Origin of the sequence: Enterococcus sp. FSL R5-0957 (genome assembly GCF_038008005.1) — a bacterium.
Lineage (GTDB): Bacteria > Bacillota > Bacilli > Lactobacillales > Enterococcaceae > Enterococcus_B > Enterococcus_B faecium.
The window spans coordinates 1,193,392-1,208,725 of sequence record NZ_JBBOYG010000001.1 but is presented as its reverse complement, the minus strand read 5'-3'; the positions used below and the strand labels follow the sequence as shown (position 1 = coordinate 1,208,725).

Annotated in this window: 16 protein-coding genes and 4 pseudogenes; 10 read left to right on the top strand and 10 right to left on the bottom strand. The window is 34.6% G+C overall.

Annotated elements, in window-relative coordinates:
- Positions 1–9: 9 nt before the first annotated feature.
- Positions 10–210: a hypothetical protein gene (locus tag MKX69_RS05795; RefSeq protein ID WP_341009260.1), complete on the top strand. Its 201-nt coding sequence runs from the start codon at positions 10–12 to the stop codon at positions 208–210.
- A 117-nt stretch (positions 211–327) separates the two neighbouring features.
- Here MKX69_RS05795 and MKX69_RS05790 read toward each other — a convergent pair.
- Positions 328–1,166 (bottom strand): annotated as a pseudogene (locus MKX69_RS05790) (lysostaphin resistance A-like protein).
- A gap of 184 nt (positions 1,167–1,350) precedes the next feature.
- On the opposite strand from MKX69_RS05790, the gene MKX69_RS05785 reads away from it, so the two are divergent.
- Positions 1,351–2,238 carry a peptidyl-prolyl cis-trans isomerase gene (locus MKX69_RS05785; protein ID WP_341009258.1) on the top strand — a complete coding sequence of 296 codons (888 nt, stop codon included), beginning with the start codon at positions 1,351–1,353 and terminating at the stop codon, positions 2,236–2,238.
- A gap of 724 nt (positions 2,239–2,962) precedes the next feature.
- Positions 2,963–4,255 (top strand): ISL3-like element IS1251 family transposase, encoded by a 1,293-nt coding sequence (locus MKX69_RS05780; RefSeq protein ID WP_341009017.1) that lies wholly within the window; start codon positions 2,963–2,965, stop codon positions 4,253–4,255.
- Positions 4,256–4,318: 63 nt separating this feature from the next.
- On the opposite strand, the gene MKX69_RS05775 is transcribed toward MKX69_RS05780, so the two are convergent.
- The 7 genes and pseudogenes from MKX69_RS05775 to MKX69_RS05745 form a co-directional block, all read right to left on the bottom strand.
- A complete protein-coding gene (locus MKX69_RS05775; RefSeq protein WP_341010504.1) occupies positions 4,319–5,011 on the bottom strand; it encodes a fructose-6-phosphate aldolase in 693 nt (230 codons plus the stop codon).
- Entirely contained in the window at positions 4,995–5,393 is a 399-nt protein-coding gene (locus tag MKX69_RS05770; protein ID WP_002319298.1) for a PTS glucitol/sorbitol transporter subunit IIA, read from the bottom strand. The genes MKX69_RS05775 and MKX69_RS05770 overlap by 17 nt, the downstream gene beginning before the upstream one ends.
- A gap of 17 nt (positions 5,394–5,410) precedes the next feature.
- Complete coding sequence (srlE, locus tag MKX69_RS05765) at positions 5,411–6,406, bottom strand: PTS glucitol/sorbitol transporter subunit IIB (RefSeq protein WP_341009256.1); 996 nt, start codon at positions 6,404–6,406, stop codon at positions 5,411–5,413.
- A gap of 17 nt (positions 6,407–6,423) precedes the next feature.
- Positions 6,424–6,978: a PTS glucitol/sorbitol transporter subunit IIC gene (gene srlA, locus MKX69_RS05760; protein ID WP_341009254.1), complete on the bottom strand. Its 555-nt coding sequence runs from the start codon at positions 6,976–6,978 to the stop codon at positions 6,424–6,426.
- A pseudogene (locus MKX69_RS05755) lies at positions 6,966–7,455 on the bottom strand (transcriptional regulator GutM). The gene srlA and the pseudogene MKX69_RS05755 overlap by 13 nt, the downstream one beginning before the upstream one ends.
- Positions 7,448–9,316, bottom strand: a complete 1,869-nt coding sequence (locus MKX69_RS05750) for a BglG family transcription antiterminator (RefSeq protein WP_341009252.1) — start codon at positions 9,314–9,316, stop codon at positions 7,448–7,450. Before MKX69_RS05750 ends, MKX69_RS05755 begins: the two are co-directional and overlap by 8 nt.
- Before the next feature lie 18 nt (positions 9,317–9,334).
- Entirely contained in the window at positions 9,335–10,135 is an 801-nt protein-coding gene (locus MKX69_RS05745; protein WP_341009250.1) for an SDR family oxidoreductase, read from the bottom strand.
- 223 nt (positions 10,136–10,358) lie between these two features.
- Here MKX69_RS05745 and MKX69_RS05740 point away from each other — a divergent pair, with 223 nt between their 5' ends.
- From MKX69_RS05740 to MKX69_RS05715, 7 genes and pseudogenes are all read left to right on the top strand, one after another.
- Positions 10,359–10,574, top strand: coding sequence for a DUF378 domain-containing protein (locus MKX69_RS05740; protein WP_002289418.1), 216 nt, complete (start codon positions 10,359–10,361; stop codon positions 10,572–10,574).
- 138 nt (positions 10,575–10,712) lie between these two features.
- Positions 10,713–11,198 carry a hypothetical protein gene (locus MKX69_RS05735; protein ID WP_002324037.1) on the top strand — a complete coding sequence of 162 codons (486 nt, stop codon included), beginning with the start codon at positions 10,713–10,715 and terminating at the stop codon, positions 11,196–11,198.
- A 456-nt stretch (positions 11,199–11,654) separates the two neighbouring features.
- Positions 11,655–12,068 carry an Hsp20/alpha crystallin family protein gene (locus MKX69_RS05730; RefSeq protein ID WP_002292906.1) on the top strand — a complete coding sequence of 138 codons (414 nt, stop codon included), beginning with the start codon at positions 11,655–11,657 and terminating at the stop codon, positions 12,066–12,068.
- A gap of 136 nt (positions 12,069–12,204) precedes the next feature.
- On the top strand, positions 12,205–12,420 hold the full coding sequence (locus MKX69_RS05725; protein ID WP_341009246.1) for a hypothetical protein: 216 nt from the start codon (positions 12,205–12,207) through the stop codon (positions 12,418–12,420).
- Between the two features lie 162 nt (positions 12,421–12,582).
- Positions 12,583–12,873, top strand: a complete 291-nt coding sequence (locus tag MKX69_RS05720; protein ID WP_025480068.1) for a hypothetical protein — start codon at positions 12,583–12,585, stop codon at positions 12,871–12,873.
- A gap of 490 nt (positions 12,874–13,363) precedes the next feature.
- Positions 13,364–13,471, top strand: a pseudogene (locus tag MKX69_RS14085) (TraX family protein); the annotation flags it as partial.
- Positions 13,452–13,676, top strand: a pseudogene (locus tag MKX69_RS05715) (VOC family protein); the annotation flags it as partial. The pseudogenes MKX69_RS14085 and MKX69_RS05715, both read left to right, overlap by 20 nt.
- A 252-nt stretch (positions 13,677–13,928) precedes the next feature.
- Here MKX69_RS05715 and MKX69_RS05710 read toward each other — a convergent pair.
- A complete protein-coding gene (locus tag MKX69_RS05710; protein ID WP_341009244.1) occupies positions 13,929–14,783 on the bottom strand; it encodes an ROK family protein in 855 nt (284 codons plus the stop codon).
- Positions 14,764–15,261 (bottom strand): hypothetical protein, encoded by a 498-nt coding sequence (locus MKX69_RS05705; RefSeq protein ID WP_341009242.1) that lies wholly within the window; start codon positions 15,259–15,261, stop codon positions 14,764–14,766. The genes MKX69_RS05710 and MKX69_RS05705 overlap by 20 nt, the downstream gene beginning before the upstream one ends.
- Positions 15,262–15,334: the final 73 nt, after the last annotated feature.

The window sequence follows — 15,334 nt, the reverse complement described above, 5'->3', positions numbered from 1 at the left end:
GGAGAACCTATGAAAGCTAAAATAGATTTATTCTACGAAAAACATCCTTATCTTTCCCTTTTAATCAATTTGTTGTTAGGTAGTATTATCGGAATTTCTGTTGAATATTTACTAAATAAAGACTTTATAGGTTCTGGTTTCTATACGGTATTGTTTTTAAGTGTTCTTGAAGCTTTTTCAATTTACAGGAAATCCAAAAAAAATAGATAACTTCAAAGTCTCTTTTATTAGAAGGGACTTTTTTGTTGCTTATAGCAGGTACTAAAGTATACTCTGTTGATCTCCATATAACATTTTAAATATGGATAATCATTAATAGCTATATAGTTATTGATAAACAGCAGTGTATTTCTTCATCCGCTTTGTTTTATATGCATAGAGTAACAAACCAACAATCAAGACTAACAAGAATAATGTAGTCGATATAGATGCTTCAGCCCCAAAGTTTCCCCCAGTAATTATTGTATTTTGCGATTGGATCAGAGTGGAGAAAAAACCTTGTTCTTGCGTTCCGCTGACTGGTATACCCAAAATAGCTCCTTGTGTCCAATTCCAAGTAATATGAGCACCAATAGCCGTAAATAAACTTCCTGTACTGTAGATAAGTGCGCTGAAAAAGCAACCTGCTAAAAAGATATTGAAAACTGCCAGAAATGTCATGTTAGGATTCAATCCGTGCAAAAGAGCAAATAATGCAGCAGATCCAATCATTGCTATTAACGGACCAAATCTAAGCATCTGATGCTGAAAAAAGCCACGGAATAAAAGCTCTTCTGATGCCCCCACTGCAATAAATAAAATAAAACTCGTTATCAGCGGCACAATGTTTGCGTTTCCTGAATCTAACCTATACGCCCCGTCAAATATAATGGACTAGTAATAAGCAGAAACACTCCAATTCCAACAACGAGACCTCCCGCTAAATACCCCCAGTCTTTTCCTCGAACAGAAACACCATAATCTTCTATTCTTTTTCCTTCGACCTTACTAGCAAGAAATAAAGCTAGTAAAAAAACAGCTAAATGTCCGACCGTACCGGCAATTGCTCCAATCCATTCACTATTTCCAATAAACATATCCGCAAGTGCATTATTGACAAGAATTCCTAAAACAAAACCAACTAAGACTATTAAAACAGATCCAATCAACCGAATAATCCTGATCATCTTTCATCCCTCCTTTATATTAAGTTTAACAACCCTTTTCTTTCTTGTCTCGTGAAAACTATGTAAATGTTCTCCATCATAGAGAGAATAGATTTTTACGAACTAAGAATATCTACAGCAACCTTACGAAAATGAAAGACTGTCTCCCTAATTCTTCTGTTAGACTGTTTTTAATAAGGAAAGGATGGGAAATTTTTTGAAAAAACAACTACTAATTATGTGCCTTTCAGCATGTGCAATTTTACTATTCTCAGGTTGTAGCAAGTCCAATGAAACGATTGCAACGTTTAAAGGTGGAACACTTACAGTTCAGGATTTTTATGATAACCCAAAAGTTAAATCAAATAATCAAACACTATTAAAAAAAATGATTGTCTTCAAAGCATTTGATGATGTATACGGAAAAGAGATTTCTTCAAAGGAAGCAACAAAAGAATATAATGAACAAAGCAAAAAACTCGGTCCAAACTACAAGGAACAATTAAAAGCAGTTGGCCAAACAGAAGAGACATATAAGAAACTCTTTAAACAGATGCTGGCTTTCCAATACGGTTTGAAAGCCAATGTAAAATTAACAGATAAAGATCTAGACACTGCTTGGAAAGAATTCTATCCAGAAGTTAGTACACAGATCATTCTATTTTCGACTAAAGAAGAAGCAGATAAAGCAAAAAAAGAAGCAAATGAAGGGGAAAATTTCTCCAAGCTTGTTCAAGCTTATGGAAAAAATAAAACATTAAAGGAAACTGATGGAAAAATGAATTTTGATTCAACCAATCCAGAGATTCCTACTGAAGTAAAAAAAGCAGCATTTAAACTAAAAAACGGGGAAGTTTCTGATATCATTCCTGTAACAGATCCAACGACTTATCAGCAAAGCTATTATCTAGTAAAAATGGTAAAAAAACAGGATAAAGGTTCTAATAAAGGCAAATACAAATCTGAGCTAGAAAAAATTGCTACCGAAGCAAAAACTCTTGATACGGAATTCATGGATAAAACAATCCGTAAAGTGATGAAAAAAGACAATGCAACTATTAAAGATCCTTATGTAAAAAATATATTCAAATAAACAAATTTGACCCAATTGGGGATGTGGCAAAATTTGAGAAGTGATTTTTGGAAATTCCTTCTTATTTTTGAGGCAAACCACTTTTGCCACAACTTCATTGGGGTCTTTTTTTATTTGTTACAATCATGAGGATATAAATTTAAAAAAGTTTTTTATTTCTATCACATGAATCAATGCGCCATTAAGTAGATTCTTTCATGCTCCCCTATTTTTTCACTTGCCGTATCGCTTCAAAAATAACTATCATAAACTCAAACTCGACTGAAAAGTTATTTAAAAAAAGACTGAAAATATCCCTTCTGGACTTGTTCTTCTTATTCTGTTATACTAGAGAAACACGAAAGATATTTTTATGCGACACTTTTCATTTGTTTTTATGAAATTTATTCAAAACTGGCGTAACTTCAGAGTTACAAGGATGTATTAGAGGTTAGGGAATACATCGTTTAAATGAGAAATAAGTAATAGTTAGTAATAGTCACCCAAACTTTAAATTAATGAATATTGAATCGTCAGATAGCCTTCTCGAGTTTTCGAGAAGGCTATCGTTTATTTTATGGAGAAATTGATTCAGAAGTAATCAGCGACCTTTTTTAGTGGCTCTATACTTTTTGATGTTGGTGGATGACACCAGCATCTTTTTTATTTTCCAAAACATATAGAAAAGACACCTTGAAATCCTTTAGAATTAATTTGGCGAACCAACCCAAAAGGAGGAATCAAGATGTCTTACACTCACCTTATCAAAGAAACATTAGATATTCTAGACTTATCAGTTACTTTTAACGAAAATTGTCTCACAAAAGAAAAATACAAAGGGCAAATCTGTCATATTTATCGTGGAAACTTGATTTATACAGCCCAAGAATGCATCCACTGTAAACACCAGATTGCTTCAGATATTGTGCGTTGGGGTACAACAACCGTCCGGTTGTTAATGAACGATGTTTCTGAATACCGTACCTACCTCGAATTGAAAAAGCAACGCTTCAAATGCAAAGCTTGTCAGCGGACCTTTGTCGCAGATACTTCTGTTGCGAAAAAACACTGTTTCATCAGTGAGAAAGTCCGCTGGTCTGTCGTGACTCGTCTGAAAAAAAATACCTCAATGACAGAGATCGCCGCTCAGAAAAATCTATCGGTCTCTTCTGTTTACCGTATTATGAAGCGATTTTATCGTCCGTTGAATCCTTTTCGGACACCGTTACCTAAGGTACTTTGTTTTGATGAATTCAAATCAGTTCGGGGTGTTTCAGGTGCTATGAGTTTCATCATGATGGATGGACAAACACAGCGCTTATTGGACATTGTCGAGAACCGACAACTGCCTTTTTTAAAACGTTATTTTAGTCATTTTTCACGAGAAATTCGTGAAGCGGTCGAATGGATCGTGATTGATATGTACGCTCCTTATGTATCGCTCGTTAAAAAGCTGTCTCCAAAAGCACAGCTGATTATTGACCGGTTTCACATCGTCCAACATATTGGTCGTACCTTTCGCAATCATCGAATCAAAGAAACGAACCAACTATTAAAAAGCAAAGAACAAAAACACTATCAATTAGGTAAGCAATTAAAAAGATACTGGAAACTTCTTCAAAAAGATGAACGCAAGCTTGATTATACTCGACGCCTTTGGCGACCTGGCTTCAAAGCTCATTTAACAGAGACCGATATTGTGGATCGCTTACTGAAAGGGAGCCCTGCTTTGCGTGTAGGCTATCAGTTATATCAAGACTTTCTTTACGCTGTAAAGGAACGAGACTACGTATCGTTTGAAGAACTACTTACCAATAATATCATGCTTCCCGAAGGCTATCAGACGACCTTGAGAACGTTCCAGAAATTTCTGCCACAAATCAAAAATGCTTTACAACAAAGTTATTCAAATGGCCCACTTGAATGTCTGAACAACCATATCAAAGTGTTAAAACGAAATGCATATGGCTTTCGTAGCTTTTATAATTTCAAATTGCGCATCATGATTCGTCATGGCAACGCATTGATTTTCAACTAAAAAAGATCAAGAGGAACTGATCCACTTGATCTCCAATTATTCTAAGATTTCTCTTTACCAACATCATTTGACAAAGAGCCTTTTTAGTTCACCAATCGTTTCTGCTTGGAAAGTTTGCACCCAATCTTCTTGGAAGCCCCTCACTGCTTTATCAATCGAGGGCATCTCTAATACTTGATCTAGTAGCTCTTTCCCTAACGTTATCGCATGAGCTCCAGATCGAATGGCTGTAGTGACTTGTTCACAATTTTTGAAACTAGCTGCTAATATTTTTGTTGGACTTTGCGTACGTTCGATCTCAGTCCGCAACGAATCAATCACTTTCATAGCATCAATGCCTTGATTTTGCATCCTGTTATAATAAGGTGCAATATAATCTGCTCCATTATTAATAGCTAAATACCCTTGTAATTCTGTGTAAATAGCTGTACCGGTAATCAAATAACCTTCTTTTTTCAACTTTTTGATCGCTTGAAGGCCCGCTTGATTCACCGGCACCTTGATAAACGTATCTTTTCCCAGTTCTTCTATGATAACTCGAGCATCCTCTATCATTTCTTCTTCCGTTCTTCCTATTGTCTGAATATGGATAGGAATCTGTCCGATTATTTTTTTGATTTCTTTCATATGCGAGAAGAAGTTTGACGCTCCTTCTTTTTTCAGAATAGTAGGATTTGTTGTTACGCCTGTTAAATTCAAAAACTGTTGACAAGAATAAATACTTTTTGTATTTGCTGTATCAAGCATGATTTCCATATAGCTTTCCCCCATTCTGATCCTCTTGATCGATTTTAATGATTGTCCCCTTTCTTAAATACGGCATTTCCTTATCTTCTACATACATTGTTCCTGGAAGTTCCGGCTCATGAGATCCATCAAATTTTATCGTGATATGTCCTAATTCATTCAAATTAGTTTGGACAACATCTCCTACTGCTGTGATTACATACATTTGTTTATCAAAGCAGAGCTTCATATCACAAGTTATTTCTTTTCTTACCTGATTCAATTCAATCTTATAACAATAATCTGTTAATGTTTCCGGTGCTTCATCTCCAAATAAAATCATTATTTTTTCTTTCCTGAATACTTCTGCTTCTATACCAACATCTGTTACAACCGTTTCAAAGATCGTCATCTCTGTTCCTCCTAAACTCAGCTATATAATCCAAAACTTGCTACCCAAGCAATGATAACTCGTGGGATGCCGTTAAGAAATCTTGAATAAAGAACTGATGGTACACCTACTTCTACTGTCTCAGCTTTTGCTTCTTCCAAACCTAGACCGACTGGAATAAAATCACATGCATTTTGAGTATTGATAGCAAATAGTGCCGGTAATGCTAATTGGGGAGGAATATTTCCTTTCCCAATCTCTACACCGATCAATGTTCCAATCACTTGGCTAATAACTGCCCCTGGACCAAGCAAAGGAGATAAAAATGGCAGTGAACAAATAAAGCCAATGATTGTTAATCCAACTGCATTTCCTGCTAAAGGTGCCATAATGTTAGCAAATACATTACCGATCCCAGAACCTTGTATCACACCAATCAAAAGGGAAACGAAAGCCATAAAAGGGATCACTGTCCGGATCATCGTATCTACTGCTTCTCTTGCTGATTGATTGAATGTAGCAACTACTTTTCCCGCGCCCATTCCAATTTTTGCTATCCAGTTTTGCTGCTCTGCTTTTTGCTCGGTTATCTTTTTAGAAGTATCATATTTGTACTTTTTATCTGGAGATGTAGTATTTACTGTTTCTTTGTTATCACTAGTTTCCATTAGTGGCTGTATTTGTTCTAATCCTACTGCTGAAACATAAATATCTTCAGTGATATATTGTGCTAATGGGCCACTTTTTCCTGTGGGAACGATATTGATGGTTGGTATCCCTTTTTTAGGATAAATTCCACATCTAAGAGTCCCTCCACAGTCAACGATTGCAAGCGCGATTTCACTATCAGGTATTGATGTTTTGAATCCATTGATAGACTCCATACCTGTCAGTTCTTCTATTTTATCTACGATCATTGGCCTCTCACCTCCACCTGTGACATAGATGAACTTGTGTTTATCTTTTGTCGGCCTAATAATCAAAGGACCTCCATACCCGCCGTTTCCTTTTACGATCTTGATATCATTATACATTTAAAACTCTCCTTTCTCTAATCAACTGAAAGATCTACTTTTTTGCTAAGAACGATTCCTTGCTGTCTGCATACAAATCCAGTAGTAAAATCAGTTATCCAACCACCAATAAAGTTCATCAGCAGTCCCACAAGCAAGTATCGGATAGCCAGCTCCATCGAATTTAGCACTAAGGTTTCGATCCCTTGAGCAATCCCAATCCATACAAACAATTCTCCAGGATTAATATGGGGGAATACACCATTGCTCGTATGACAAAATTGAGCTTGAGCAGCATAATAGCTTGGTTTGTAGTATTCTGGAAGGAAACGAGCCATTGTAAATGACATAGGATTTCCCAACATAAAAGCAGATAAGAACGGTAACACAAGGTAACGAGTAAGCGGATTTTTCGCTGATAATTTGGCTACTTTCGTTACTCGGTCTTCACCTAAAAAAGCAATCAGCGTATTCATTGCAACCATCAGCATCAAGACAACTGGTACGATTCCTGTCATCCAGCTTATGAATGTTTCTGCACCTGTTTGGAACAGCCTCATAAATCTCTCAGCAAATTTTGTTATGATATCCATCGTTTGTCACTCCTTTTTTCTTTGATCGTACTTTTCCATATCCGAAAATTATTGAGCATAGCAATAAAAGGCAATGTAGGTTGTTCACTTTTTTCATTTCCTGCCTCTATTCGTAAGTATACTTCTCTGGCATTTTCAAGCTGCTTGTGTCAAACGATCTTCCGCTCGAACTGAGGGATGGTAACGATCGATGTAATGGATATCTTCACCCGCATAGACAGGTAATGAATGAAATTTTGCCAAAGATGTAACACCTTGCATTTTTCTGACTTCTAAAACCTGATCATGATCGTCTATAGCTAGCATAACAATCGTGCCTGAACGGATTTTCCCAGGTCGTTTACCAATCGCTACTTTTCCTTTTCTTCGCAGTTCGCTATATGTTTGATTGAAATGCTTTAGTTGCTTCCAACTGATAACTGCTTGCAGCACATAAGCTGAAGCTGCGAAAACTATGAATAGATACATATCATTCATGAAGTCTCTCTCCTTTACTTTTGATTAGTTTTAAAAATGATTCCTGTGTCGGTGCTAATTCAATAAACTCATCTATTCCCATTTTTATGAGTTCAAATAGGATATCGTATAGCTCAAATAATTCATTTTCAACTTCAGCCGTCATTTCTTCAGGTATGGCAAATAAAAAAATAACTCCATTTCCTCCTGTTTCTGCTAAACCTTGATCAGTTATTAGCCCTACTGATAAAACAATGTGTTGAGATAGCTGGTTGGTTGTGTGAGGAAAAGCAAATTCTTTGTTAACAAATGTGCTTTGCTGAGATTCTCTTTTCAAGATCCTTTTTTCAAATTCTTCATCCACATAATAGCCTCTGATCAAAGGAGCGACTAATTTGTTTAAATATTCTTGATACGTCTTTTTTTCTTTCCATATTTGATAGAAAAAAACAGTAGAATGAAACCCGACTAATCGCTTTTTTTTTGCTTTTTGCCATTGTGCCCTTAACCAAGAGTCATCGAAAAGATTAGTCAAATGGATCACCGGTGTCTCTTCATTTACATTTTTTAACGGAATCGTTGTAAAAACAGCGAAATATTTGTTTAGATCTACTTTTTCATATTGTTCTTCTGAAACATGTGTTATTTGTATATCCGTCCCCAATATCCTTTTGATTTGTCTTTGGATCATTAATGCTGTTCCTTTTCCTGTCGTATGAACAATGGCTACTTTTTTAGAGGAAAAATGCTCTTTTTGATATCGAAATGCTAACTCCAAATACAACGTTAGGTAGCTGATCTCTACTTTAGAGATCTTATGTTGCAAGATAGCTTCTAATGCTTGTATGCATTCGCTAGCGATTTGGTAAGAAAAAGGATACTTTTTTTCTATCTCACCATAAAATAAATCAGTCAATCGATAACGAAAAATTACCCGATTTATCAATAAAGAGAGGTGCTGTTTCATCTCTTGATATAAGAAGGACTCATCCAGATCAATGAGATCTAATCGTCGAATACGCATCATCATGGGGTCGAAATATAAGCGCAAATCAGAGTTAGCTTTTCTTATCATCGTTATACTTGTGTTGATGATGTTCAAAGGAAAACTGATAAAATCTTTTTCATATTGGCTCAAAGTTAGTTCATAGATTTCTTCCAACCGATTGATCAGTTCAATGAATTCTTGGATATATTCAAAACACCCACTGTAACGATTGATGGGCTTCTTCAACAGATAGTTACTAGAGATTCTATTCAAAGAAATACCGATAACTTTCGTCAAAAGGGTGATTTCTTGTTTACTAGCATTCGTCTTCTTCTGAAAATGTTTGATTGCTTGTTTTTCTTCTAGAACCTGTTCTGTTTTCGTCTCTGAAAAGTAGGGAGAAACAAAATAAAACAAAAGTAGTCGTAATTCTAGCTCATCTCCTATTATTCTTAGTCCTTTATTTGGTGTGCCTGTAATCTTTACATCAAAATCATTGATCATCTCTTTTAATGTCTTTAGATCCTTGACCACTGTTCCTCTGCTGACACCGACTTCTTCAGACAAATCATCCATACGTAAGAAATCCTCTGTTTCGATCAGCCTATTTAGTAAATAAGCGATTCTTTTGGATGCCGAATTGAAATCACTGGCTGTTTTCAATTTTCCTTGCATGATCTCATCAAAAAAATCAAAATCATAAATTTCAAGTTCAAAATGTTTGGTTTTTTGGATGATTTTTGCAATACCGGCAATTTCTTCATTCAACTCCCCAATATCTTTTTTTATGGTTTGATTACTGGTTTTGATTTCTTTTTGCACTTCCTGGATTGAAACTTTCTTGTGAGTGACTAGTAATTTCAATAATTGGTACCATCTGTTTACTAGCGTCACGTGCGTCCCCCCTATCCTTTATCCTCTTGTTTTACCTCCTGAAATATTAGTCGTGACTCCAGTGATATAACTTGATCTTTCTGAAAGATAATAGCAGACTAGATCCGCCACTTCTTGCAGCTTACCACTCCTTCCTAGAGGGATCGTACTTGTTCGACTGTAACCGTTTCTCAGCTGTTCGACGCTTATACCTCTCGTATAAGAAAGAGCTTCTTCATATTCTTGTGTTCTCAAACCGGTTTCTTCCAGTATCCCTGGTGCAACACCTACCACACGAACATTCCTCTTTCCTAACTCTTTTGCCCAAGAACGAGTAAAACTGTTCATCGCTGCTTTTGTAGCAGCATAACAGCTCTGTCCTTCTGATCCTTCCAATCCTGATTCAGAAGAAAGATTCACGATCACTCCTGATCCCTTTTGCACCAAGATTCTTCCAACTGCTTGGCTCATCAAATATACACTTTTTTGATTGACAGCGATCATCTTATCAAAAACTTGTTCTGATAATTCATACTTGCTTTTTGGATGATTTCTATCTATTAGAAGAGAAGGAATATTTATTCCTGCATTATTGACTAGACCATCGATCGTCTTGAAATGTTTCATTACTTTATATGTCCCTTCTTCTATGTCCGTTTTAGAAGACACATCGACTTTTAAAGATAGTAGGTTTTCATGCTGTATACGGCATTCAGTTACATCAAAATTCGCTACTTGTGCATTCTGCTTCAACAAATTTTCGACGATACTTCTTCCAATTCCTGAGGAACCTCCAGTTACAATTACTACTTTTCCTGCAATATCCAACCAATCCGGCATATGTGATCCTCTCCTTCTTTTTTCTTACAAATCCAGTATAAAAGCTCACTAAAAAAAATTAAGACATGAAATTTACAGCTTCAGCTAAAAAATGTGTACTAATGGAAGAGCAAAAAAAATTTTCATCTTTTTGCATAGATTGCTAAAATTCCTGAGCGTTATATAAGCGATGTTTCTCTTTTTGATATATAATTGTTTTATCATTTAAGGAAGGAGAATTCTAATGAAAACTTTAGATGCTATTGCATTAACTTTATTGATTGTGGGAGGGTTGAACTGGCTGTTGGTAGGCTTGTTCGAACTTGATTTAGTAGCTATGATTGCTGGTGGTTCAACAACTATTTTTGCAAAGATCATTTATATCGTCGTAGGTATTTGTGCGATCTACTGCTTGAAATTTTTCCCAATGATTACTAGAAAAGTTGATGAAAGATATTAGAAAGCTATAATTATTAAAAAAGTTATTATCTTCATGAACCTTCCCTTTATTGGGAAGTTTTTTTCATTTTAAACCATCTGCTTTTCTTTGTTTAAGTGATATACTGAATAAAGATAATCTATTTTAGGAGGAGCTATCATGCATAAAGGGATTTACGCAGGCTTGTTGGGAACTGTAATACTTTTTTCTGCCTGTGGATATAAAACAAAGAATTCTGTTAAAGAATCTTCAGCAGCCATTTCAACAACTGAGGTTGGTTCAACTAAAAGTACTTCTACTACTTCCATTACTAATACTTCTACTGGTAATGTAGATTCGCAACATAGCCAATCAAGTATTCAGTCGTCTAGCATTTCTTCAACATCTGAAATGCAAGAAAGCACTGTACCTTCTCTTCCATTAGAAAACTCTGACAAAGCACTTCTATTTCTTATTGCCCACCGTTCCGAATTACAAAGTGACGATATTGTTATTAGCTTTTATCAAAAAATTGATCGAGATTATTTGTTCACAGCTTCCAGCAAACAAATCCGTTCCCAAGGGGGATCTGGAAGCGTTGGTTTTTATCGAGTGTCACCCGAAGGATCGATTACGATGACAGATGCAAATGGAACACCATTTTGATTAGATGATATTATACGGATTTACAGTACTAGCAAGTCATTATCGGTATCATTTTTTCTGAGAAAGTTATACGGAGTATAAATAAGCATTTGCATTAACCTAATAATTCGTTACAGCTATTTCTCTTATGAATATACTCACTTCTCTACTTGCTCTCTTGATAAATTTTTGGTATCTACTTCATTTTCGGTCAACTGAGTTAATGAAATTTATTGTCGGACGGTTTTCTAGATTCAATTTTTCTATATTTGGATAGAAGAATTTACTTTTTTTACCTTTTGACATATTTTCTTCTTATTATTTTAATGATCCCTTTTTCAAATTAGAAAGATAGCCTTTGTATCGTATTAGATGAAATATTCACAAAGCTAACCATTATACTTGCATTTTTTTCAAAATAGAGTTATTATGTAAATAGAGATAAATAAAAAATACTTATTGAAAGGATGATCAAAAATGGCAAATGTACCTAGCATTCGCGACATGTTCCCTGATTTCAATGACGTGTTTAGTCCAGCATTCAATGATTTTTTAGGTGTTTCAAGTTATCCAAAAGTGGATTTAGTCGAAAATGAAAAAGAATACAAACTAACTGCTGATATGCCTGGCTATGACAAAGAAGACACGACAGTTGAATATTCAGATAATACTTTGACGATCTCCGCCAATCATGAGTCCCATACAGAAGATAAAGAAGATGGCAACTATGTACGGAAAGAAAGACATTCGGTCTCTTACAAACGTTCATTCTATCTTCCTAATGTTGATGAAGAAAAAATCACTGGAACCTTTAAAAACGGTGTGCTGAAATTAGTATTACCTAAAACAGCTCATCAGCCAAAAGAAACAAAAAAAATTGAGTTAAATTAGAACTTATCGCCTCTCGATGGATGAGGGGCGATTTTTATATATTTGGATAAGAACGAGTATGTTTAAATTTTCAAAATGAGCAAAAAAATATTTTGTTTTTACGATAAAGATGTTATGATCTCTCTTGGTAAAAAATATGGGAGTTGATCATTTGATTGTCTTAAGTAAACTTTTGTTTTGGATACCATTTATCATAATGACCAGTGCTTTCTTTTACTTATTCAAAAGGCCTAATAAATACTTACTCTTATCTGCTTGTCCGATGATCTATTTTATCCATAAGATTAGAGGATTTTATTATTACGAATCTGGTATCTCATTGTTTTGCTACGAAATCGGCTTATTAGCTTAGGCCATCTTTTTCATATTTGTGTTAGAATATTTCAGAAAAAAATAAACTTCCAGTCAGTTTTGGCTGGAAGTTTTTCATTTGGTGCAGATCTTTTCAGCTGATATTCATACAAGTTGATCCATTTTTCTATTATTAAGTACATACCATTGTGACTCTTTGAATGTGGGGGAGAAAAAAATAAAAGGAGCTGGTATTTTGTTAGTTATGAGTAAAGCTTTGTTTTTACTTCCCTGCACGTTCATGTTTATTGTTTTATGTTATTTCAAAAGAAGAAAAAAATGGTGCTGGATCGATGTTCTACTATTCCTTCCCTTTTTCCCGCTTATTTATTTTCTTGAAGAAATATGGGATGATATGGCATGTGATTCTGCTTTTCTTTTTAGTCATTCATTGGGGCTTATGATCTCTCTTATGATCTTTGCCATTGTGCTATTTTTTTTGAATAAAAAATAATGTATTAAAATGTATTAACTCGTTTGTCCCAACTTCCAAAACATATTTTTGAAAGTTGGGTGTTATCTTTTTTGAAGTATAAAAAGATCTCAAATCAATCCACTTTACTTTCTTATTATGTTATTCATAGTAACAAAATCTCACCTACTTTATCTTATAACTTGATTTTTTGCATAAAAACTAAATAAAGAGTGCGGCATTTCGCACTTTTTTATTATAGATAAACGTTTAGACAAATTGGAGTACTTCTAGTTTCGTGATACATTGGCATAGAAATTACTTGCAGTTTTTAGATTTACATAATTTAATTATAGTTACGCTCTATTTTATCTCCCATTCACTAATATTTCAAAGATGATTTCTCCATCTCGTTAATTATTATAGAAAATCATATGACAAAAGTGTTAGCTTTTTCGATTGTGATTCTTGCTCAACTTTATTAATAATACAACTGTCACTTGTTTCATTTATTTAATTAGGAGGGAAAAATTTGAATACTGTTAGCTTGAAAAAAGGATTTTCTACCTTTGATCTAAAAATTTTAGGGATTACGTTGATGTTTATCGATCACATTCATCAAAATAATTGGAATTTTGGATATGTCAAAAGATTTCCCTGCACCTGCCTCCACCTGGGCATCTACCATTTTGATTGAAGTAGATGATCAGGCAGAATTCGATCAGGTGTTTAATATATTAAAAGATAGCGGAACTGTAATGATGCATGAAAAAAACTATGAGAAGTATACGGAAGTTTGCTGGGTGACTGACAAGTTTTGCTTTACTTGGCAATTGTTATTCTAAGCATGAGATAAAACGTAAAAAACGATAGTTGACATCCATTAAATATGGAAAGTCAACTATCGTTTTTTCTCTCGAGTAATATTACTTTTCTAACTTGAATAAATCGTCTAAATTTTTTAAGCAGCAAGCCATAGATGCTGTGATTAATTGGCACTTTATTACGCATGAAATGTCCTCATTACAAAAAATCACTTTCAATTTGAGACAGTCATTTGATAGAGAATAGTATCAATCTCATAAAATCATCATTCATCAACTTATTAGATTGAAAATTGCCCCTAATAAATTTGCATCATTCCCATACTTTGCTGGTAAAACTTTATAGTTTGACCGTTTAGATTGAACAATTTTCAACGCTTTTCCTACTAGACTCATAAAATAGGTATTCTGACTTACTCCTCCGCCAATCAATATTACCTCAGGATCAATGACGTATTGCAAGGTTATAAGTGATGAAGCTAGATACTTTAATTCATCAATTATCAGCTTTTCTAATTTTCTATCAGTTTGAGATTTTAAAAATAAGTCTTTTCCATTTTCAAATTTATATCCTTGTTGATTGATTTTTTTCAATAATGCATTAAATCCAATCTTTCCTCCCAACGAACTATACTTATCTGTTGTAGGCAGATTATCTACCAAACTATAACCTAGTTCGCCAGCATTATTATTCGCACCACGAAGAATCTCACCACTAATTTGAATACTCCCTCCAACTGCAGAACCAATCACATAGATTGCAGATGAACGTGAATATTGACAATTCCCTTGCCAATACTCCCCTAGCAGAGCGCAGTTTCCATCATTTTCGATAGCAACTGTAGTATTTAATGCCCAAGATATGTCCGCTTTTAGTTGTCTCCCGATTAAATATTTCAAAGCTGAAGATCCAGTAATTCTATTGCTTTTCATATCATATATACCAGGTGAACTTATCCCTACCCCAAGGATATTCTCAGAGGAAAGATATATTGCTGATATCTTCTGAAGCAAATCATTATAATTCGTTGGTACAGGGATAGTCCAATGTTGTAACAGATGGCCATCTTGAGATACGTACCCGTACTTCAAATTGGTACCACCTATATCAATTGCTAAGTATTTCATTGTGTTGTCTCCTTAAAATCAAAATAACCATAGGGAAGCTAGCAATGCAGACAAATAAAAATACCCAAATTATCCCTTGAGTACCAATATATGGCAACATAATTGAATATAGCTGTGCTAAAATGATTCCCATGATATTTGCAAAAAAAGAAAATCTCATTGATAACTCCCCCATTTCAATAGTATCTGATACACTAGCAATAAAATGTATGCTACCTATAAAAATGAAAGCAAAACTGATTCCATGGAGGAGATATGTTGAAATAAACATTTCTTCAGAAGTACTTACAAGCGCAAAGAACCACCTAAGACCCGAAAAAATAAAGCCTATAAAAACCACCTTTAACGGTGAAAATCTTCGAATCACAGAATCGACAGCAAAAAATCCAAACATTTCTGATATACAGGAACCGATGAATACTGCAATACTTGCGTAAAAAGTAGCTTTATTCAGATCAAGATCATATTCATTTCTCAAGTGACTATTTAGTATATAGCCAAATGAATTTGGTAGTGTAATTATTAAGGTACAAAATGCAAAAAATAAATAA

What these genes read in the sequence shown, in the direction of transcription:
- MKX69_RS05785 (WP_341009258.1), top strand. Translation starts at nt 1,351, where the DNA reads ATGGGAAATTTTTTGAAAAAACAACTACTAATTATGTGCCTTTCAGCA.
- MKX69_RS05775 (WP_341010504.1), bottom strand. Translation starts at nt 5,011, where the DNA reads ATGGAAATCATGCTTGATACAGCAAATACAAAAAGTATTTATTCTTGT.
- MKX69_RS05730 (WP_002292906.1), top strand. Translation starts at nt 11,655, where the DNA reads ATGGCAAATGTACCTAGCATTCGCGACATGTTCCCTGATTTCAATGAC.
- MKX69_RS05735 (WP_002324037.1), top strand. Translation starts at nt 10,713, where the DNA reads ATGCATAAAGGGATTTACGCAGGCTTGTTGGGAACTGTAATACTTTTT.
- srlA (WP_341009254.1), bottom strand. Translation starts at nt 6,978, where the DNA reads ATGGATATCATAACAAAATTTGCTGAGAGATTTATGAGGCTGTTCCAA.
- MKX69_RS05740 (WP_002289418.1), top strand. Translation starts at nt 10,359, where the DNA reads ATGAAAACTTTAGATGCTATTGCATTAACTTTATTGATTGTGGGAGGG.
- MKX69_RS05795 (WP_341009260.1), top strand. Translation starts at nt 10, where the DNA reads ATGAAAGCTAAAATAGATTTATTCTACGAAAAACATCCTTATCTTTCC.
- MKX69_RS05710 (WP_341009244.1), bottom strand. Translation starts at nt 14,783, where the DNA reads ATGAAATACTTAGCAATTGATATAGGTGGTACCAATTTGAAGTACGGG.
- srlE (WP_341009256.1), bottom strand. Translation starts at nt 6,406, where the DNA reads ATGTATAATGATATCAAGATCGTAAAAGGAAACGGCGGGTATGGAGGT.
- MKX69_RS05725 (WP_341009246.1), top strand. Translation starts at nt 12,205, where the DNA reads ATGGGAGTTGATCATTTGATTGTCTTAAGTAAACTTTTGTTTTGGATA.
- MKX69_RS05780 (WP_341009017.1), top strand. Translation starts at nt 2,963, where the DNA reads ATGTCTTACACTCACCTTATCAAAGAAACATTAGATATTCTAGACTTA.
- MKX69_RS05770 (WP_002319298.1), bottom strand. Translation starts at nt 5,393, where the DNA reads ATGACGATCTTTGAAACGGTTGTAACAGATGTTGGTATAGAAGCAGAA.
- MKX69_RS05745 (WP_341009250.1), bottom strand. Translation starts at nt 10,135, where the DNA reads ATGCCGGATTGGTTGGATATTGCAGGAAAAGTAGTAATTGTAACTGGA.